The organism is Cytobacillus firmus NBRC 15306, from assembly GCF_001591465.1.
Classification (GTDB): Bacteria; Bacillota; Bacilli; order Bacillales; family Cytobacillaceae; genus Cytobacillus; species Cytobacillus firmus.
Genome location: NZ_BCUY01000038.1, coordinates 1 through 20,917, shown reverse-complemented (window position 1 = coordinate 20,917; position 20,917 = coordinate 1). Strand labels below are relative to the sequence as shown.

General features: G+C 43.1%; 14 protein-coding genes and 1 pseudogene. 1 reads left to right on the top strand and 14 read right to left on the bottom strand.

Going from position 1 to position 20,917, the window contains the following annotated elements; translation table 11 throughout:
- Nucleotides 1–10: 10 nt before the first annotated feature.
- The 8 genes and pseudogenes from BFI01S_RS12125 to BFI01S_RS12090 form a co-directional block, all read right to left on the bottom strand.
- A complete protein-coding gene (locus BFI01S_RS12125) occupies nt 11–2,401 on the bottom strand; it encodes an immune inhibitor A domain-containing protein (RefSeq protein ID WP_061792861.1) in 2,391 nt (796 codons plus the stop codon).
- 228 nt (nt 2,402–2,629) lie between these two features.
- Nucleotides 2,630–6,148, bottom strand: coding sequence for a bifunctional 2',3'-cyclic-nucleotide 2'-phosphodiesterase/3'-nucleotidase (locus tag BFI01S_RS12120; RefSeq protein ID WP_061792860.1), 3,519 nt, complete (start codon nt 6,146–6,148; stop codon nt 2,630–2,632).
- Nucleotides 6,149–6,407: 259 nt separating this feature from the next.
- Entirely contained in the window at nt 6,408–7,646 is a 1,239-nt protein-coding gene (locus BFI01S_RS12115) for an ATP-binding protein (RefSeq protein WP_061792859.1), read from the bottom strand.
- Nucleotides 7,647–7,788: 142 nt separating this feature from the next.
- Nucleotides 7,789–8,663 (bottom strand): annotated as a pseudogene (locus BFI01S_RS12110) (alcohol dehydrogenase catalytic domain-containing protein).
- Nucleotides 8,664–8,768: 105 nt separating this feature from the next.
- Entirely contained in the window at nt 8,769–9,494 is a 726-nt protein-coding gene (tatC, locus tag BFI01S_RS12105; RefSeq protein WP_061792858.1) for a twin-arginine translocase subunit TatC, read from the bottom strand.
- A gap of 54 nt (nt 9,495–9,548) precedes the next feature.
- Nucleotides 9,549–9,734, bottom strand: coding sequence for a twin-arginine translocase TatA/TatE family subunit (locus BFI01S_RS12100; protein WP_009335004.1), 186 nt, complete (start codon nt 9,732–9,734; stop codon nt 9,549–9,551).
- Nucleotides 9,735–9,743: 9 nt separating this feature from the next.
- Nucleotides 9,744–11,384, bottom strand: a complete 1,641-nt coding sequence (locus tag BFI01S_RS12095; protein WP_061792857.1) for a PhoX family protein — start codon at nt 11,382–11,384, stop codon at nt 9,744–9,746.
- Between the two features lie 178 nt (nt 11,385–11,562).
- Nucleotides 11,563–13,020 carry an alanine/glycine:cation symporter family protein gene (locus BFI01S_RS12090; RefSeq protein ID WP_061792856.1) on the bottom strand — a complete coding sequence of 486 codons (1,458 nt, stop codon included), beginning with the start codon at nt 13,018–13,020 and terminating at the stop codon, nt 11,563–11,565.
- Nucleotides 13,021–13,285: 265 nt separating this feature from the next.
- Between BFI01S_RS12090 and BFI01S_RS12085 the strand changes: the two genes are divergently transcribed.
- Entirely contained in the window at nt 13,286–14,494 is a 1,209-nt protein-coding gene (locus tag BFI01S_RS12085; protein WP_061792855.1) for an MFS transporter, read from the top strand.
- A 35-nt stretch (nt 14,495–14,529) separates the two neighbouring features.
- Here BFI01S_RS12085 and BFI01S_RS12080 read toward each other — a convergent pair whose 3' ends face one another.
- The 6 genes from BFI01S_RS12080 to mtnK all read right to left on the bottom strand — a co-directional run bounded on the left by BFI01S_RS12080 (nt 14,530) and on the right by mtnK (nt 20,796).
- Nucleotides 14,530–14,877, bottom strand: coding sequence for a VOC family protein (locus tag BFI01S_RS12080; protein ID WP_235831169.1), 348 nt, complete (start codon nt 14,875–14,877; stop codon nt 14,530–14,532).
- A 105-nt stretch (nt 14,878–14,982) separates the two neighbouring features.
- Entirely contained in the window at nt 14,983–16,314 is a 1,332-nt protein-coding gene (locus tag BFI01S_RS12075; RefSeq protein WP_061792853.1) for a CoA-disulfide reductase, read from the bottom strand.
- 157 nt (nt 16,315–16,471) lie between these two features.
- Complete coding sequence (locus BFI01S_RS12070; protein WP_061792852.1) at nt 16,472–16,672, bottom strand: hypothetical protein; 201 nt, start codon at nt 16,670–16,672, stop codon at nt 16,472–16,474.
- 175 nt (nt 16,673–16,847) lie between these two features.
- On the bottom strand, nt 16,848–18,119 hold the full coding sequence (locus BFI01S_RS12065) for a S8 family peptidase (protein ID WP_061792851.1): 1,272 nt from the start codon (nt 18,117–18,119) through the stop codon (nt 16,848–16,850).
- Between the two features lie 378 nt (nt 18,120–18,497).
- A complete protein-coding gene (gene mtnA / locus BFI01S_RS12060) occupies nt 18,498–19,559 on the bottom strand; it encodes an S-methyl-5-thioribose-1-phosphate isomerase (protein ID WP_061792850.1) in 1,062 nt (353 codons plus the stop codon).
- A gap of 13 nt (nt 19,560–19,572) precedes the next feature.
- Nucleotides 19,573–20,796 carry an S-methyl-5-thioribose kinase gene (gene mtnK, locus BFI01S_RS12055; protein ID WP_061792849.1) on the bottom strand — a complete coding sequence of 408 codons (1,224 nt, stop codon included), beginning with the start codon at nt 20,794–20,796 and terminating at the stop codon, nt 19,573–19,575.
- Between the last annotated feature and the right edge of the window lie 121 nt (nt 20,797–20,917).

Here is a 20,917-nt window from a genome sequence, read left to right as displayed (position 1 = left end):
GCCTTAATACTTACTTATGAATCCATACAGCTCCGGCAGAGTTGTCCTTGGCTTCACCGATCACTTGGAATTTCAGGCCATGTTCAGGAACAATTCTTCCTGCATCAGGAATCAGACTGTTGATGTATTTGTTAGAATCATCAAACACTGAAATTCCTTTAAGGCCAGGGTAGTCATAATCACCGCGGGTTGGCGAGCTTACTTCCCATGCTGGTGTTTTGTCCAAGGAGAACGCGGCATCCGCAATTTGATATCTTGTGCTTTGAGATACTGTTTCTACGCCATCTTTCAGACCGGTAATGGCTTCCGGATGTGAATCCACCACTCCAAGGAAACCTTCCCCAGGATGAACGCCAACCCAGTTGTCTGTGTGGCTGTCATCCGCATACCAAACAACTAAACCAGTGTTATATTTTACCCCTCTTGAATGGGCAAGAGCCGTATCGGAGCCTGCGTAATTTCTCCACTCAAGGTAATAATGGTTCTTCGCAAAGCTGATTCCGTTGGAAACAATGAATCCGTCAAGTGCCATCTGAGAGCTGCCTTCAGCATCGTCTGAGAAAATCACATTTCCATTAGCTGTTACAGTGATTTCATCCATCGCAAATCCGTCCAATGCTAAGCCGCCATCTGTTACATATTCGAATGTCAGGCTAACTTTTTTACCGGCAAATCCGCTTAAGTCATACTTCTTATCCACCCATTGTCCTTTTGAAGATTCAGCACGGGCATCTCCGTCTGTATCTTCATCGCCAATTTTATCAATTACTTTTTCTGTGCCATCGGATGCTTTTGCAGTAACAGTCAGATAGTCATAATCAAACTCAATATCATAATAAACTTTCGCACTGAAGGCTGCTGCTGCCTCAGTTGGTAAGTCAAATTCTGGCGTCGTCAAAGTGGTATGAAGGTCATCACCTTTCGTGCTGTAGTAATATTTCTCTCCAAACGCAGGTGCAATTCCCTTCACTTCTTTTTCAGGAAGATTTACTTTTACAATTCCCGGGTTTTTAGATTTGGTTACACTTTGGTCAATAACTGTTGCCAAACCTTTTTTATCAATATCTTCATAATTTACTTCCATAATATTGGCCCAGTTTCCGCCCATTCCTTTTTGGAAAAATTCTTTGTTTTGCGGTGAGAAGCTGGTTGGCTCTGTACCAGCTATTTTGCCGTTCCAGCTGCCGCCGCTCATGATGGACCAGGAAGCAACCGGCTCACCTTGACCGGTGTATTGCGTATCATACTCATCCGGCAACCCTAAATCATGTCCGAACTCATGGGCAAACACCCCGACAGCTCCGTCTTCAGGCTGGATCGTGTAATCAAATGCGCCCATCTTTCCACCCCAATAATCTACCTTGGCAGTTGTATTCGGAACTGCAAATACTCCGCCAAGCGTCCAGCGGTGAGACCAGATGGCATCATCACCGAGCGCACCTCCGCCAGCTTCCTGTCCTGTACCGGCGTGGATAATCATTAGATGGTCAACCAATCCATCAGGCTCGTTAAGGTTTCCATCTCCATCTAAATCATATAGATCAAATTCATCGTATTCTGAAAGATCCATCCCAGCGTCTACAGCTGCTTTTAATGCCTCTTTTACTAAGTCGCGAGGTCCTAGAGGAGATAAATTGTCATGGCCTCCGTTAGGGTTATCATCACCATAATCACTCGCATTTCCAGGGATCGTCAGCCATTCAGAAACAGTGCCGTCAACCGTATAGCTGCCTCCGGACTGTTCTTCATAGAACTGCTTAAATGTTTTTACTTTATCTCCATTAAATAATTCAAATTCAGTATCGCCAAACATTAGTTTTTCATAGTGCTCTTTGCTGAAATCATCAGCATACATATAGCCCTCTTCCTGTATTACATTGTTATGCTTGAAATCTTCAAATTCAGTTAATAGCACAAGCACTTTGTCTGTTCTGACACCGCCATTGTAGTTTGCTTCTTTGGCCGGATCTACTTTTACATAGCCGTCCGGTTTGCCCTTTTTATAGTTTTTATGGCCTTTATTCAGCTGCTTTGACAGCTTGTCTTTTTGTTTGGTTAAAAAATCTTTTGTTTTTTTGTCAAACTCATCCTTATGGTCATGGCTATTTTTTGTACTTCCAGGCTGCTTTTCACCTTGTTTTTCATTTATGTAATCCTTTACTGCCTTTTCTATTTCTTTTGAGGAAGCATCCTTTTTAACCAATCCCCTTTCTTTTAAAGCCTTCCCCAGGCGGTCTTCATTCACAATGTTCAAATCAATCGGTGCTGAAAGTTCTTCTGCTGAAGCTTTTGAAGGAGCTGCTGTTGTCCCGGCAAAAGATCCCGCAAATAGTGCAGCTGCCATCATCGTGCTGGCTGTAATGGAAGATACAACCTTAAAAGGTTTATTCTTATTACTCATCTTATAGCCTCCTATTTAGTTTTTTCTGAATTTTCGAAGTGCGAGATTAATTCTATCAAACTAACATATAGTTTTTAATAGTCTAACAATACTGTTATTTTAATATTTTGATAACATTTTAGTAGGTAATTGTGTTCATTTTTTTCAGCGCAAAAAAATAACTGGGTATTAATGCTTATTCAGGGGTATAAAAAAGAGAGCATCAGAATGCTCTGATGCCCCATACTTTTATTTATTCAATTTGGTAATTCTTCCTTCAACCACTGGATTTACTTCTTTCTGTTCTTTGATGTAGTTGAGTAAAGCATCAAGGTCGACGATATCCACAGTGCGGTTCTTGCCGTTTAACAAGGCGCTGTAACCGTCTCCCCCATCAGCCATATAATTGTTTACTGTCACAGAATATTCTTGTTCTGCAGTGATTGGCGTTCCATCGGTCTTTACTAAAGAAACGATGCGATCTCCAGCAGCTCTCGAAGAATCATACGTCACCTTTAAGCCGGAAACATGCATGATTCTCTCTTTTGAACCCCATTGCTGTTCAAAAAGTTCTTTTATCTGGGCACCGGTCAATGTCAATGTCACAAGGTCATTTCCGAAAGGCTGTACCGTAAAAGCTTCTTTCCACGTAATATCTCCAGCATCAATGCCTGCACGGACGCCGCCTGAGTTCATGAAGGCAAAGTCAGTATTGGTCTGTGCAATCATGGAGTCTGCAATCAGGTTCCCCATCGGAGACTCTCCGTCAGCATTTACATCCCTCGAAATACCAGTTGAAGTATGGCCGATAACCTCATTTAAAATTGGAGCTGCATCAGCAACATAAGCATCCAGCATTTCCTTGATTACAGCATCTGGTTCAATATCACGTGCAGCGTTTACGATTTCAGCTTTTTTAGCAACAATATCTCCGGAAACCGGATCAATTGTTAAATCAACATCAGAGAAAGCTGTACCATATGAATAGGATTGAACAAGCAATTTTCCGTTTACTACAGTGTTTGTGTACTTATGATTGTGCCCGCCGAACATCACATCCACTTCATCATCAACCGCATTTGCAATTTCTGCGAGTTCTTCCTGAGGATTAGCCCCATCCAAATCAGACACTGCAGGATTGTGAGTAATGACCACAATCGATTTAACGCCCTGCTCCTTCAGCTCTGCCGTGTACTTGTTGATTGCTTCCGCTTCGTCCGTGAATTCTACACCTGCCGTTCCGCTTGGCGTAACAATTCCAGGAGTATCGGAATAGGCAATGCCAATAAAGCCGACTGGCACTCCATTTACTTCTTTAATTACATAGGGATCAAGGATTGGCTCCTTTGTTGTTTCATCCACTACATTAGCTGCAACATACGGGAAGTTTGCTCCTTCAAACTCGCCATACTTCTCCACAGTTTTTGGATGGGCCCCGCCATTGATAAGGCGTCGCATTTCGTCTACCCCTTCATCGAATTCATGGTTGCCGACTGTACCTATATCAAAGCCGATCTCATTAAGCATTTTAATTGTTGGCTCGTCCTGAAGAAGGGCCGAAACAGGGGAGCTCGCCCCTACTGCATCACCTGCATGCAGCATAATTGTATTGGGATTCTCTGCTTCACGCTGTTTTAAGTGTGCAGCTAAATACTCGATTCCACCCGCATTCAAACCGGAATTAAATGTATCAAGCTGACCATGGAAATCATTGATGCCCAAAAGTTGGACTTCAAATGGCTTTGGCTCCGGGAATTGAAGCGAATATTTCGCAAAGCCATTGGCTGCTTCCCCCGCATAGCCGATTCCGCTGCCTTCAGCAATCGCATCCTTTGCATCCGGTGAAGATTCGAATGTTACGTTTACATCACCGGCAACCGGCGCAAAAGACCAGTTGGCATCGGCAGAAGGATCGATGGTTTGTTCTTCACGGATGTAATCAATAATCGCCTGGCGATTTTCGTCGGGATACAGCTCTGCTGCCGTATTGTTTCTTACTCCAGGGAAATTGCCGCTGGCACGATAGTTATTTGTTACTACAATGAATTCCTGATCTAAATCAATAGGCGCCCCGTTATACTGAAGATTTTTAATTCTGTTGGCTTCTGCATTAACTAATTTGCCATCTTTATCATACTTAGCAGGTTCTGTGACATCGACCTCATATGTCACACCATCGATTACATCATAGTTATAGGTTGGGAAATCATTATTAATCAATGACTGTTCTCCCGCTTCATTTTGTTTGATCTGATTGAACTGGCCTGCAGACATTTCAAGCCATTCTTTCACATCTGCTCCTTTGATTTTTACCGTTGCGACTGTATTCGGATACAGGTATAAATCGGCTACATTTTTAATGGCGATTGTGCCCTCAGGGATAAAAGTGTAATAGCTCGCCCCGTTGCGTCCGCCTGCTTTAAAAGGAGCTCCGGCAGAAAGCACTGGTGTATCTTCATCCGGTGTTCCTTTTAATTGCTTCTCGATATACCACTTCTGTGCATTCGTTACAATTTGAATGGAAGGATCATCTTTTACAAGGGCAAAATAACTGTGAATATCAGCTGTCGTTTCCCCTACAGGCTGGCGGACATAATTCACGGTGCCTTCATGCTCTTCCTTCACAGCCTTCAAAATAGCAGGATCTGCATCTGCAAGGCTTTCCTTGACGGTCGCGCCGGATTCATTTTTATAGCTTCTAAAAATAGACCTTAAAGATGACTGGGAATCCTTAACCTGCCACTTGCCCTTTACCTTGGCAATGGTCAGGTCCATCACACCAAGCTGGTTGCCCCAGCTGCCCGGCATGATGAACGGCACTCCGTTGACCGTTCCCTTTTCTGTATCCACTCCAGGAAGATCGGTGAAATCTCCCGGAAAATTCTTATGGTTGTGTCCGGAAATGACCGCATCAATGCCTTCCACTTTAGTTAAGTCGTAGGCTGCATTTTCTTCCATCTCAGCATATGCCGCGTCCCCCATGCCGGAGTGCGCAAGTGCAATGATAATGTCCGCACCTTCTTCTTTCATTTTAGGAATATTGGCTTCTACTGATTTTACAATGTCTTTCGTGATGATTTTCCCATCAAGATTGGCTTTGTCCCATTGGGTAATCTGCGGAGTCACAGCACCGATAACCCCAACCTTAATGACCTGTTTTCGGCCTTTTTCGTCAACCACTTTTTTCTTGATGATTTTATATGGTTTAAAGTAATTTTTATCGTTTTTCGGATTTTGATCGTGGTCCTCTTTATAGACATTGGCATTTACATAAGGAAATGGCGAATCATCCAGGACTTCATCCAAATAATCGAGGCCATAGTTGAATTCATGGTTTCCTACCGTAGCGGCATCATAATCTAATAGTTCCATAGCCTTGAATACAGGATGCATTTCCCCATCCTCAAGCTGATCTACTTTTGCTTTATAATCGCCAAGCGGATTTCCCTGAATGAGGTCGCCGTTGTCAAATAATAATGTATTCTTTGCTTCTTTTCTTGCCTGTTTGATTAAGGTAGCTGTTTTAGCCAGTCCAAATTCAATGGTTTCTGCATCTTTATAATAATCATAGTTATAAAGGTGTGTATGTATATCTGTTGTTCCCAGTATCCGCAGGCTTACTTCATGGCTGAATTTGTGTTCCGGTTTACTCGCATGATCAGGTTTTGCCGCCATGACAGAATCATATGAAACAGGTGCTGCTAAGACAGATAGGGACATCGTTGCAGCAAGAATTGTTTTACCTAATTTGCGCGCAGGATTTTTCAAATGAATACATCTCCTCGATTTTAGTAGATTAGGATGATAACATTCATAATTCTATCTATTTTTAGACTTATTTGAGAATGAGCAATTAGTCGGAATTAACATAGGAAAATTATTAAATTTTTGTAAAAAGAAGCCTATTTGCCTAATAAAATACAGCACCCTCATAGGGTGCTGTACGATTTCGAATAGTATTATTATAATGTCAGTTACTAATTTCCAGGTCTGCCCTGTATATTAAATGACATCACCCTGAATTCTTTTATTGGGTTGGCTGCTCTATAGGAATAGTAAGAGTCACAATTGTCCCTATCCCCTTTTCACTTTCAAACGTGATTCCCGCCCTGTGTTCATCCACAATTTGCTTGGTAACCATCAGCCCTAAACCGGTTCCATCCGGCTTAGTTGTATAAAATGGATCCACAACCCGTTCCATATTTTCTGCATCGATCCCGCAGCCTTCATCTTTAATGCGGATCAAGACCTGGTCACCCTCCACCACTTTGGCCGAAATCACAATTGTGCCGCCTTCTGTCATAGATTCCATCGCATTCTTGACCAAATTAATAAAAGCCTGCTTCAGCATATTTTCGTCGCACTGAACTTTAGGAACAGCTTCCAGATTTTCTGTTTCAAAACGGATATTCTGATTGGCTGCCTGTTCTTTAATAATCGAGAGGACGTATTGAATCACTGCATTCAGTTCAACCCTTTTAAACATTGGCAGCCTTGGTTTGCTGAGGATCATAAGGTCATCGGCAATCAGATTAATGCGGTCGATTTCCTCAATCATAATTTTATATCGATCCCTATCTTCAGGATGCTTTTCCATCTGCAGCTGAGTAAACCCTCTTAATGCTGCTAAAGGATTTCTCACTTCGTGGCCCACTGCCGAAGCCATCTGTCCGACAGCAGCCAGCTTTTCCGTCTGGCGAAGTTCCTGGAAAATACCTGTCAGTGAGTGAATATATGAATAGAAGCGGTTCAGCAGAACATATGAAACACTTGAAAAAATGACCATTAGCACGATTGGCACCATTGTCTTTTGGCTGCTCAACAGTAAACCAGCCAGAAAATACTTTGCTATCATTCCGCTGGTTACTATCCAGAAATAGCGCTTATTCACAAAAATCGGCGCAAAAATAATAAACAAAAGTTCTACTGCGCTTCCACTCTGAAATTCCTTCGACTCACCAAAATAGATCAGCATGCTGTTACTAAAATCTATCAGAAAAAAACCTGCAAAAAATAAGTATTTTACCTGAAAAGGGCGTTTTGTCCTGATTAAATACAGCGCTAAGGGCAGGAGTCCGATAATAGCCAGATAATACCCCCATCCAAGCCCGCCATGTGGCAGCCCGGCAGTGCCGCCTGTGTTGAGGGGAAGCAGAAAATAATAAAATAAATCATAAAGTGTTAAAATAATATAAAACAGCCAGATAAAAAGGGTGACTGCTTTTGTTTCTTCTATCATCAAAGTATCTTGATTAAAGCCTTTCATTTACATGCTCCTTGGTTAACTCAATTAATAACGTGCCTTTAGAACTATTATATACGTTTGTGTCGAAACATGTATATTATGTTATATTCTTAAACTTCAAAAAACCGGCCCTGGTATATTCAGGCCGGTTCGTGTATAACAGCTAAGGTTTTAAGATGACTTTAATGCAGTCATCTTCATGGTCATTAAAAATCTTATATGCACGATCTGCTTCTTCAAGGGGAATCTGATGAGTAATGATCGACTTTGGATCAAATTCCTTGTTTGTGATTTTTTCGAACAGCTCAGGCATGTAGTGCACAACAGGGGCTTGTCCCATTTTAATGGTAACATTTCTCGAGAAAAATTCCTCCAGCGGGAACATGTTGTATGTCAGCCCGTACACACCTGTCAGCTGGACGGTCCCAAATTTACGTACAGCTTTCGTCGCAATTTGGATAGGACCAAGCGTTCCGCCTTGCAGCTTCAGCTTCTGTTCAATTTTTTCCACTGCGGATTTCTTTCCGTCCATGCCCACACAATCGATGACCACATCAGCTCCGCCTTGGGTAATTTCTTTTAGATAAGCACCCATGTCATCATATTTCGTGAAGTCATAGACCTCCACATCATTGGTGAGTTTGGCGTGATTCAGGCGGTAATCAAGATGGTCGACTGCTATTACCCGCCAAAATAGCCGCCTGAATCGTTATGGGGGTTGGAATTATCACATTGGCTTTCCATATCATGCTGGCAATAGAAGCAATGCCCGCACGACACATTAAATGGGATGACTACCCTGTCGCCTTTTTTTACCCGCGTCACATCAGGGCCTGTCTCCACGACGATTCCCATCGGTTCATGCCCGATAATATACCCGGGCCCCAATGGCATGTTTCCCTGATATAAGTGAAGATCCGATCCGCAAATGGCTGTTGACGTGATCCGGATAATAACATCATCCCTTTTTTCAATTCTGGGATCCTCTACATTTTTCACTTGAATATCTTTCGCTCCCTGGTAGGTTACAGCTCTCATGCCTCACACTCCTTAAATGACTTAATTGGCTATACCCATTTAAGAAAGGAGTTAACTCCATAAATATCCAATATGCGGTTTGAAAATAATTCCAATGTTCATTCTTTACTGCAAAACAGCCTGCTTTTTCAGCTTTCTATTATATATAATTTTGGACAGGCTCACACTCGCCTCGTACAGCAGCAGGAGAGGCAATGTGACCAATATATCTGAAATTAAATCAGGCGGTGTGACTAATATTGCAACCACAATCAGCACGAAATAGGCATACTTCCTTATCTTCTGCAGCGAATAGGGATTGAGGATGCCAAGGCTGGTCAGGAACATAATCACCACCGGAAGCTCGAACAGAAAGCCGAATGGCAGTGTTAAATGGAGCACGAATTGAAAGTATTTTTCCGTTGTAAAAAAGGCGGTGAACATATCTCCCGATAAGGTCATTAAAAAATTCAGAACCAGCGGCAAAAGAATGAAATATCCGAATGCTATACCGGTAATGAACAGGAAAAATAACGCGGGAATATAGGATAAGGCTACCTTTTTTTCCATTCCGGTAAGCGCCGGGCTGACGAACAGCCAGATTTGATGGGCAGCAACCGGGATGGCGGCTGCGATGGCGACAACAGACGCAAGCATAAAATAGGCCCATAGAATCTCAGAGGGCCCGAGAACTGCCAATTTAAAGTCCAGATCTTTAACCAGCCACTGGTAAAGGTCGCTGACAAAAATAAAGGATAGTGCCAAGAACGCTATAAAAACAGCAGATATAATCATCAGCCTCTTCCGGAGCTCTTCAAAATGCTGGAGAACATTTACTGCCTCATTATTCATATTAATCACCTCAATATAAAAGGAAGGAAGATATCCTCCCTTCCCTATTCATTCTTATAGCAATTCTTTTTTCTTTTCTTCCGGCTGTTCGTCGGAAACAAGTTCGCGTGTGGATTTCTTGAATTCTTTCAGGGTTGTGCCGAATGCCCTGCCGATTTCAGGAAGCTTGGATGGGCCGAAAATGATCAGCGCCAGCACTAGAACAATAATCAATCCTGGTATCCCGATATTTGATAGCATAATAACCTCCTAGTATTTGAAGCCTGTAATCGCCACAACTCCCGGGCGCGGCATAGTATCTCCCTTGCGGTGCGGCCATTTGCTTGTCAGATTGTTCAGGTCTTCCGTCTCTTCTCCCGGATGCTGAATGGACAGGAACAGGGTTGTTTCGTTTGGTGTAAAGGATGGTCCAGTTAGTTCTGCTTCAACGGGAGCTGAAGCAAACTGAAAGGCTTCGCCGGTATTTTTTCCGATAGTCGGGATGACGAACATGCCATTGTTGGCGAAATGCGTGTAGATTCCTGTATTCAGCTTGCTTGATGACATATCTGTTACCGTCCAGAGATTGCCAAGGCTATCGAAAGTTAGATTATCAGGTGCACTGAAGCCACTCTGTTTTCCGCCGGCTGCGAAAATTTCAAAATCAAAAGTCAGTGCACCCAAGTCATCTCCCTCTTCAATAAATCTAGTAATATGGCCGTGAAAGTTGCCATGTTTGTCATTGTTGGTGTGGGCAATGAATACCGTTTTATCGAACGGGCTGATTTCCACATCTTCCGGACGGTCAGTAGGTGTTCCGCCAACAAGCAGAGCTGCTTCATGGCAGTGAACAGCCACATCGGCCTGTGTTTGGAATTTCTTTAAAAGATCTGCATTCCCCTTGACAGCTTTCTGCACATTTTCGATAGTTAATGGCACCCATTTTCCGCTGCCCATATTAGCCACATAAAGCGTCCCTTCTTCAAGAAGGTCTGCATTTGCTTTTCCGCGGGATTTTACATATTTATTTTTGCTGATGAACTTATACACGCATGCATCTTTCTTATCATCACCCATATAAACCACAACCCGATTGTCATTGGTCAGGCCGACTGCTGCATTTTCATGGTTAAAGCGACCAAGGGCGGTGTGCTTGCGCGGCTTGAAATTAGGATCAAACGGATCGATTTCCACAATCCAGCCATAATGTGTTTCATTTAATCCTGCATCCTTTGAGGTAGATTCGAAATTCTCCTCAGCTGATAAAACCGTGCCCCACAATGTCATGCCGCCTGAACAATTAGCAAAAGTTCCCTGTACATTCGTTGCACCACCCACTGCTTTTGAACCTTTGGCAGGACCTGTGAGCTGGAATGGAGTCAAGCCTGTAATACGGCGCGCATATTTGGAATCCGTGTCCATTTTCCAGGTGCCTTCTTTATCACGGTATACCTCGATAATTGATCCTCCCTGGTTGTATAGCATTTTCTGAATTTGCGCTGCCGTATACTTGCCATTTGCCGGCCTTGCACCATGAACAAATAGATCGCTTGAATATTCATGATTCACCCATAAGAGACCACGCTTGTCCTTATCAATTGGAAAATATAATGTAAAGTCATTGTTAAAGCCGAATGTATCGCCTTTTTTGTTAATGACATCTCCATATGCTGCCACAACATCGTATTTGTATCCACGCGGTAAAACAAGGTCATCTTTATCTGTCGGGTCAATCGGCTTAAAATTTAATCCAGAGATTTTCTTCTGGAATCCGAATAAATGGGAGGCTGCCTCAACACCCTTAGCTTCCGCTTTTGGAACCATTGTCCCCAAACCTGTCGAAGCTACAGTTAAAGCTCCCACACCTGTACCTACATACGTTAAAAATTTGCGGCGATTCAATTCTGACATCCTCAGCACCTCTTCATATTATTTAATAATGTTTTCATCGTATTTATGTACCAAACCCAAGTACAATACTAAAAGATGAATATTAAGGGAATGCTAAGAAATAACCTGAAAATTGTAAAAGTAGTTTAAAGATTGTAAAAAAATGCCCGGCATCAGCCGGACATCTCTTATCTTTCTATTATGATACTTTTTCTTCCTGCGGCTTGTATTCCTCTTCCCAATACTCAGCATTTTTAATGCCAAGCTTTTTGGAATTGAATACTGGATCAAGACCTTGTTTCTTCTGGGCTTCGTAATCTTTCAGTGCAATCAGAGCCGGTTTTCTTAAGATAACGATGGCAATTAAGTTCAGCCAAACCATCAGTCCCAAACCAACATCTCCGAGAGCCCATGCCAGGCCTGCTGTTTTAACAGCGCCATAGAATGTTGCAGCAAGCAAGACAATTTTCAGGATAAACATAGCCAGCTTGCTGTTCTTGCCATTAATTAAGTAAGCTACATTTGTTTCAGCTATATAATAGTAAGCCATAATTGTTGTAAAAGCGAAGAAGAACAGAGAAACAGCAACGAATCCGGCACCAAAACCAGGAAGTGTAGATTCAACTGCCGCCTGTGTGAAACCAGGGCCGGCTTCCACTCCAGGAAGGTTTTCTACAATTGGAGTCTTTCCATCAGCTCCAACTGTATTGAACATGCCTGTAAATAGAATCATGAAAGCAGTTGCGGAACATACGAATAACGTATCAATGTATACAGAGAATGCCTGCACGAGACCTTGCTTAGCAGGGTGGGAAACCTCAGCAGCTGCAGCTGCATGCGGGCCTGTACCCTGACCAGCTTCGTTTGAATAGATACCGCGCTTGACTCCCCATGCGATCGCGCTTCCGATAATTCCGCCAAACATGGAATCTGCACCAAAGGCACTGCTGAAAATTAACGAAATAACACCAGGCAGTTCGCCAATGTTCATGCCAATAATAATTAAAGCGACTAAAATATAACCCACAGCCATAAATGGTACAGCATATTGAGCAACATTTGCAATACGCTTAACACCGCCGAAAATAATCAGTGCAAGTAACCCGATTATAATAAGGCCTGTTACTGTTTTATCAATGCCAAACGCATTTTCCATTCCAAGTGCAATTGAGTTTGACTGGATGCCAGGCATTAAAAGCGCCATAGCCAGCAATGCAGAAATAGCGAAAAGGACGGCAAACCATTTAATTCCGATTCCCTTTTCAATATAATAGGCCGGACCGCCTCGGTATAGCCCGTCTTTTTTCACTTTGTAAATCTGTGCCAGCGTCGATTCAACGAATGCACTGCCTGCTCCGATAAAAGCAATGGCCCACATCCAGAATACAGCACCAGGTCCACCCATTGCGATGGCAGTGGCAGTACCTGCGATGTTACCAGTTCCTACACGGCCGGAAAGAGCAATAGATAAGGCCTGGAAAGACGAAACGCCCGCTGCGGAACTTTTCCCTTTAAACATGAGCAGTACCATATCCTTGATATGGCGGACCTGTAAAAATCGAGTTAAGACAGAGAAGAACAACCCTATAGCTAAACAGATATAAATAACAGGTGTACTCCATAAAATGCCGTTTAGCTGATTAACAAAAGCTTCCAAACAACTTCCCCCTTTTTATATATATTCTGAATCTTTTTCCTATTAGGAATTATAGAATAAATACTGTTATAAGACAATGTTTTTTTCACGGACTCTGGTAAAAATGTCATAGAATTTTTTGGATTCACTGAGGAAAGCGGTTTTTATCATATTTGAGAGGATATATAAAAATTAGAGTGATAGCATAACCCTTCCTATTTTTTGTAATTTTCCTTATTATATATTTAGGGAAACGAAACGTTGACCGGAAAGAAGTGTTTCAAATATGGTAAAACAGACGAAAAGAAATTTAATGATTATGTGGTTTGCCAATTTTTTTGTGGCAGGCAGCATGACGATGGTGCTTCCCTTTATTTCGCTATATATAGAAAGTTTTGGCGACCATTCTCCAACCTATGTGCAGCATTGGTCAGGGTGGACGTTTGCGATCACATTTGTGACTGCGTTTCTTTTTTCACCTGTGTGGGGAAGAATCGGGGACCTTTTTGGGCGCAGGAAAATATTGATTCTGTCCGGAATCGGCATGGGCATATCCATATTCCTGATGGGGTACGTGACAAATGTCTGGCAGCTGTTTTTTCTCAGGCTGTTTACGGGAATTTTTACAGGCTTCATCGGCATGTCACAGGCATTTATTTCCACGCAGACTCCGAAGGAAATTGCCGGCAGGGTGATGGGGACACTGCAGACCGGAAGCATCACAGGTTCATTGATGGGCCCTCTTCTCGGCGGAGTCCTTGCAGATTTATTCGGATTTTCAGATACCTTCAAATGGACCTCCATCGCCATCTTTGTTTCCGCTTTTCTTGTCTTTTTCACAAAAGAACACAGAATCCAAACTCAAAAGGGCGAGAAAACGCGGTATTCAAGCAAGGCGGTCATTCAGCATATTATCAGTAATCCCGTCCTGCTGACAGTTATGCTGATATCAACGCTTGTTCAAATCGCACACTTCAGCATCCAGCCTATCCTATCCCTATATGTCAGCGAATTGCATGGACCAGAAAATCTGGCGTTTTTTGCGGGGATTGCTTTTTCAGCTGCAGGGCTTGGCAACTTGCTGATGGCAAGGCAATGGGGGAAAATTGGGGATCAGCATGGCTATATTAAAACGTTGGTTGTTCTCCTCTTCCTCGCAGGCGTGTTTTATCTGCCGGGAGGATTTGTCTCAAACATGTGGCAGCTTGTTCTTGTCCGCTTTGCACTTGGTGTCACCATCGGGGGCATCATTCCTGTCAGGATCGCCTATATCCGCCAGGAAGCGCCGGTTGCTATGCAGGGTGAAGTGCTTGGGTACAACACAAGTCTTCGCTTTTTCGGGAATATTATAGGACCCGTTATCGGCGGTATGGTCTCCGGCTATTTGGGTTTTTCTGCCGTCTTTGTGGTCACAAGCCTTCTTCTTATCCTGAGCGGACTGATTCTTCTGGGTGCCATGAACCGCCACCCGAAGCTGGCGAAGGACTCTTATTAATAACTGAAAAGCTGCCCTAAAAAGGCAGCTTTTCCTTACTCTTTAAAATGGCATACGCCAAGCTTATTGCCGTCAGGATCTTCAAACTCAAACCACTTTACCGTCCCATCATGCTGGATTGGACTTGTTTTCACTTTATGCCCTGCCAGATGCTGATGTGCTTCTTCAATATCGGAAACATAAAAGTTAAATGGCATATGGGAGGAGGGAATTACTTTTTCAGAACGGACAAGGGTTAAAGGCGTTTCCCCAACCTCCAGGGCTGCATATCCTCCCTGCTCATCCTTCCACCTTACCGGGAAACCCAGCACTGTGCTGTACCATTCAATGGCTTTTCCTAAACCAGTTACCTGCAGAAAAACTGTATCAATTCTTGTAAACATTTCAGCCTCCATAAAAGGGATTAGATATGGACTATATTCAACACCTTCTTACAAAAACCTCCTGCGAAAATTAAAAAGCCAGCGAATTCCGCTGACTTTAATCTATTACTTTGCTGCATTGCTTGCGATATGGACAGCATCCCAAACACCCGCAAACGGCGGAGCATAACAAAGATCCACCATGCCAAGCTCTTCTGCTGCCATCTTATTATGGATGGCAACGGCAAATACATCAATTCGAAGGACCACTCCTTTATTTCCGATGGCGTGGGCTCCGAGTATTCGGTTTGTTCCTTTCTCGCATATCAGCTTGATCCAGATAGGAGTCTGATTCGGGTAGTAGTCCGGATGGTCGGCCGCTTTTACAAATTCAGTTGTGTAGCCAATATCAAGCTTTTTGGCATCCTCCTCGGAGAGCCCCGTTCTCCCAAGCTCCATATCAAAAATTTTAATCGCGGCACTCCCCAAAGTTCCCACATATTTTTCATGACTGCCGGCTATATTGGCCCCAGCCAGGCGGCCGCATTTATTCGCGTTTGTTCCCAGCGGAATATAATCATTTTCTTCAAGCACCTTGTGATAAACCTGGGCGCAATCCCCCGCAGCATAAACACCTTTAATATTTGTCCGCATTTCACGGTCGATGATGATGGCACCATTTTCCGCCATCTCTATTCCCGATCCTTCAAGAAACTTCGTAGCAGGCTTTACACCAACAGCAACAAGCACTAAGTCTGCTTTATAAGTGCCTTTATCCGTTTTGACACTCTCCACTTTCCCATTGCCGCTGAAGCTCTCTACCTTTTCACCCAGATTCAGTTCTACTCCGTTATCACGGATCTCTTTTTCAGCTATATCGGTTATTTCCTTGTCAAATGGAGCCAGGATTCTCTCCCCCATTTCAATAACACGGACTTTTTTACCGAGGGTTTTCATCGCTTCAACCACTTCAATACCAATATAACCACCGCCGACGATAACAACATCTTGCACTTCAGGTTTGTGGGAAATTTCTTTTAGTACTATCCCATCTTCCATTGTTTTCAGCACCTGAACGTTCTCAAGATCAGCTCCAGGAAATGGAGGCATGATGGGAAACGTGCCTGTTCCAATCATCAGCTTATCGTACGTATCCGTAAACATTTCTCCTGATGTAAGGTCTTTAACCGTTACTTCCTTCTTACTTGTATCCACTTTTAACACTTCATGCTGAAGATGTGTTTTGATGTTCCTCTCAGAAAATTGCTCCTGTGTTCTTGCGATCATTTTCCGGTAATCATCATTTTCTCCAGATATATAATAAGGAAGACCGCAGGCACCGTAAGATAAAAACTTGCCTTTTTCGTAGACGGTAATTTCTGCTTTTTCATCCATTCTCCTTAATTTTGATGCGGCTGACATACTTGCTGCCACCCCGCCAATGACCAGCAGTTTCATCAGAATCTCTCCTCACGTTTCAATAAGATATTCAAGATAGGTTTCGTTAAAAGGTTAAAATTATACAACATTGCTATACCCTTATAGCTATCCTGTTTTGGCTATTTTAAAACGTTAATCAAGACTTCTTCCGTTACTTTTCTGACAATGCTCCCGATCAATTCTTCCGGCAGGCCGTGGGCTGTCCGGATTTTCTTATCACTACCCGGAACCTCACCCCGGTTTGTGTTGTCCAGAGTTCACAGTCGTTCATTTTAATGGAAATGTTTCCATCGTTTGCAGCAACGAAGTTTCTTCCAATTTCGCAGATGAGTTCCTTTGCTTCCTGGTCATTAAGATATGTATTATTAACAGCCATGGCTGTCAGCCCCTTTCCTATTCACATCCACTCCCTATTGTATATTCAAAGTTAGTTTCTTTCAGCATTTCCCATTAGTTTTCATGTTTCGCTAAAATGTGATCATTTCCGCGGAAATATTATAAAACCGCCTGATCAGAGATCAGACGGTTTTCGGGGGTATGATGCTGTTCGTTTATTTTACGCGTGGGTATCCGAAACCTGACGCATAGTCGTCACCGGCAGCGGCTCCGTATCCGCCTTTAATGTCATATTGCTTTGCACGATTTTGAAGCTCTGTGCGAAGCTGAGTATGGCTCATGGATGGGCTGGATGACCAAATTTTTGCTGCAAGGCCAGCTACGTGAGGTGTAGCCATGGATGTTCCGCTGATCGTGTTATAGCCTCCGTTATACCATGTAGACTCGATGCTTGCTCCCGGTGCAGACACTTCCACGTCTTTTTCCTGAATGACATAGTCACCGTCAGTGCTAGGATTTCCGCGGGACGAGAAGTTGGCTACACGGTATGTACCGTTTTGCTGGACGTTTTCAAGGGCTGCAACTGCAATCGCATTCTTTAATGCTCCAGGATAGCCGATTGTATTAGCGCTGTATCCGGAATTTCCTGCTGCGGCAACAACAAGGACACCTTTGCTGTAGACATAATCAACCGCACTGCTGATTAGAGAATCTTTGCCGCTTGAACCAAGTGACATATTAATGACTACTTTTGATCCTGTGCGGGATGCTTCGTCCGCAACGTGGCGGATTGCTGCTGCAATATCATCTGAGTAGCCTGAGCCATTATCGCCAAGTACTTTGTATGCCCATAATTTCGCCTGTGGAGCTACTCCATAGATTCCCTGGCCGTCGTATCCACCATGTGCTAAAACCGTCCCAGCTACATGTGTACCATGTCCCTGACGATCAGTACATGAGCCATTTACAATCGGGCTGGATTGAGTGAAATCCTTACATTGCTCTGCAGAGCCTTCCAGGTCAATATGGCTTGTATGAACGCCTGTATCAAGAACAGCAACCTTAATGCCGCTTCCGCCTGACGTACTGGTAATGCTGCTGTTATTATAGATGGAAGCAATTCCCCATGGTGTCTGATCACTAGGATATCCCGCTGCCTGAATAGAAACTGAATCTTTCTTGGAAGCCTCTGTTCTGGCAGTATCAAGAGTAACTTCGCTTACTTTTTCAATCTTTAAGTTCTTATTTTTCAGGAGTGCCTGGTATTGCTTAGCATTAACCTCTGCAGTCATGCCATCGCTGCCAAAATCCCAGCGCTTGTCCACCTGTGAATTCACACTGGCTTTAGCATTTGCCGGACCCTGGATTAATACCCGGTAGGTTTCATTTTGGGTCTCCGGTTCTTTAGCGAATGCCCCCGCTGTGAAAACTGATAAACCCATGGTCATACTTAGAAGTGCTGCTCCTAATGCCCTTTTTTTCTTCATCCTTTTTCTCCTCTCAAGTCTATATTTTTCTGTCGATTCCTGTTGTATTTCTATTATATTTAAAATATTCAGACTCTAACAATATGCTAAAATGTTTAATTATCAGACTTTAGAATCAGGCATAGAAACATAGCTTCTAAAAAAGTAACAGGCATTTTGACTGATTTACAAAATTTTTCTACTATCCATATGTTGTTTAATTCATAATATTTCCAGAAATAAATAAATTACCCCCAAAAAATTAGTTCCTTTGATAGATACAAAGAGTGAAATTACACTTCGTTTTTATGGATGTCAGGGATATTTTCCTAGTTAAACGCTTTAAAGATATGAAGAGTAAAAATCCTCCTAACCGCTTGGTCAGGAGGCTATTTCTTCTTATTTGAACATCTTTGGAAGGCTTTCTGTGTAAGGTGCATACGCGATGCCATTCTCCGTAATAATGCCTGTAATCAAATCATGATCTGTGACATCGAATGCGGGGTTATAGGTTTGTACACCTTCTGGCGCCATCGGCTTTTCGTACCATTTAGAAGTAATTTCTTCTGAATCTCTTAATTCAATATGGATATCGTCCCCTGTTTTGCATGCGAGATCGACTGTTGACAGTGGGGCACAAACATAAAAAGGTATTTTATAATGTTTTGCGAGAATCGCAACGCCAGAAGTTCCAATCTTATTGGCTGCATCCCCATTGGCTGCCACGCGGTCACAGCCGACAAGTACCGCTTGAATCTTGCCTTCTTTCATTACGATGCTGGCCATATTGTCACAGATCAGCGTAACATCGACACCTGCTTCTTCGAGCTCCCATGCTGTCAGGCGGGCCCCCTGCAAAAGCGGGCGGGTTTCATCAGCGTATACTTTAAAATCATATCCCTTTTCCTGGCCTAAATAAATCGGAGCAAGAGCTGTTCCATATTTAGCGGTGGCAATCGTACCTGCATTGCAGTGTGTCAGAATACCCCAACCAGGCTCAAGTACAGAAAGCGCGTGCTGTCCAATCGACTCGCAAACCTTTTCATCCTCAGCCCGTATTTTTTCTGCTTCCACTTTTAGGGCTTGCTTTATTTCGGCTGCAGCTTTGCCTTCTTCCTTCAGGAAACGGGCTTCCATGCGGTCGAGCGCCCAAAACAGATTAACTGCAGTTGGCCGTGATGACGCCAGGTATTCCTTCGCCTTTTTAAAATCCATATAAAGTTCTTCATAGCTTACTGCTGCTGATTGCTTTGTGCCCAAATAGACACCGTAAGCCGCCGCTATTCCAATGGCAGGTGCACCCCGGACCTTCAAATGATAGATTGCTTCCCATATATCCTTTAATTCTTTCAAATGCAAAAAGTTCTTTTCATTCGGCAGAACTGTTTGATCTAATAGAATGAGCGTGTCGTTTTCATCATCCAATCTGACAGACTGGATGACATCCACTGGTTTTCCCATCATGCTGCCTCCTTTAGAACCTTTTTTCACAGTCTTTTAGAATACGTACAAAATCCTCACCTGTTTTAAAAGATTCCCTATCCATAATAAACATTTTTCCGGCTGCCAGACAAATCTTTTCCGCTGCAGCTCTGCTGCTGTATTCTTCAATGGAAGTGACATCCTTGACAGATGCCAGCCCGATAATTCTTCTGCACAGTTCAAGTCCCGTGACAGCTGCTGTGTCACGCAGGACTGCATCCAGATAATATTCTTTAAACCCATCATAACGGGCTGTTTGCTCAGTTGCTTTCTCCTCCCATGCCCGGAGGAATTTCTTTTTGAACAAGTCTATAATATCTTCCATTGTATTTTCGAGATATTCCAGCTGAACCTTTCTTTCTTCACCATCTGCCATTGTATATTTCGCGTTCACATAGGCGAAAATCAGGTTGGCGATCACGTTGCCGACATCGTAGCCGGCAGGGCCGCAGAATGCGAATTCGGGATCAATGATTTTAGTAGAATCTTCTTTTACAAAAATCGAGCCTGTGTGCAGATCGCCATGCAGAAGGGACTGGGCATGGGTCATAAACTCGAATTTAAGCTTTGCAGTTTCAAGCTGAAGCTTCGGGTCTTCCCATATTTCCCTTTTGGCAAATTCCCTGGTGCCTTCAAACACTTCATTTCTCGGACAATCGTAAAACGGTTCTGTGAAGACGAGGTCCTCTGAAATTTCGCATAATTCCGGGTTGGTGAATTTTTGGACCAGCTCTTTCTTTTCCTTATGCCCCATTACAACATCGGAAGTAAGCAAAAGGGTATTTACCAGGAAAGTCGAGATATGGTCAGCAAACAGCGGGAATTTTTCATGCCGCATTAAGGCTGTTCTCATGATGGTATAATCAGACAGATCCTCCATCGCGGTACAGTTCATAATGGGATCGTAGCTAAACACTTTTGGTACAAAACCTGGAGCGAGTTTGTTTTGCAGATCCAGAATTTCGTATTCAATGCGGTTGCGGTCAGGAGACAGCTTAAATTCATCAGAGATTCTGGCAACCGGACCAGCCTGCTTGATGATCAGAGACTTATTGTGTTTATGGTCCGTCAGCTTGAACACATAGTTTAAATTGCCATCGCCAATTTCCCTGCAGTCCAATTCGGCATCTGGAGCAAAATAATTCAGTCTTGTTTTGGCATATTCAATGGCTTCCTGTTCAGTCATTGTAAAATAGGCGGATGTAAAAACAGTCATGCAAAAAGCCTCCCATACGAATCCTTTTAATAGTATCTATAATTTTGTTAATTTAATATATTAGAAAATATCTAAATACTATCATGTGACTTGGGGTTCGACAATTGTTTTTTAAATATTG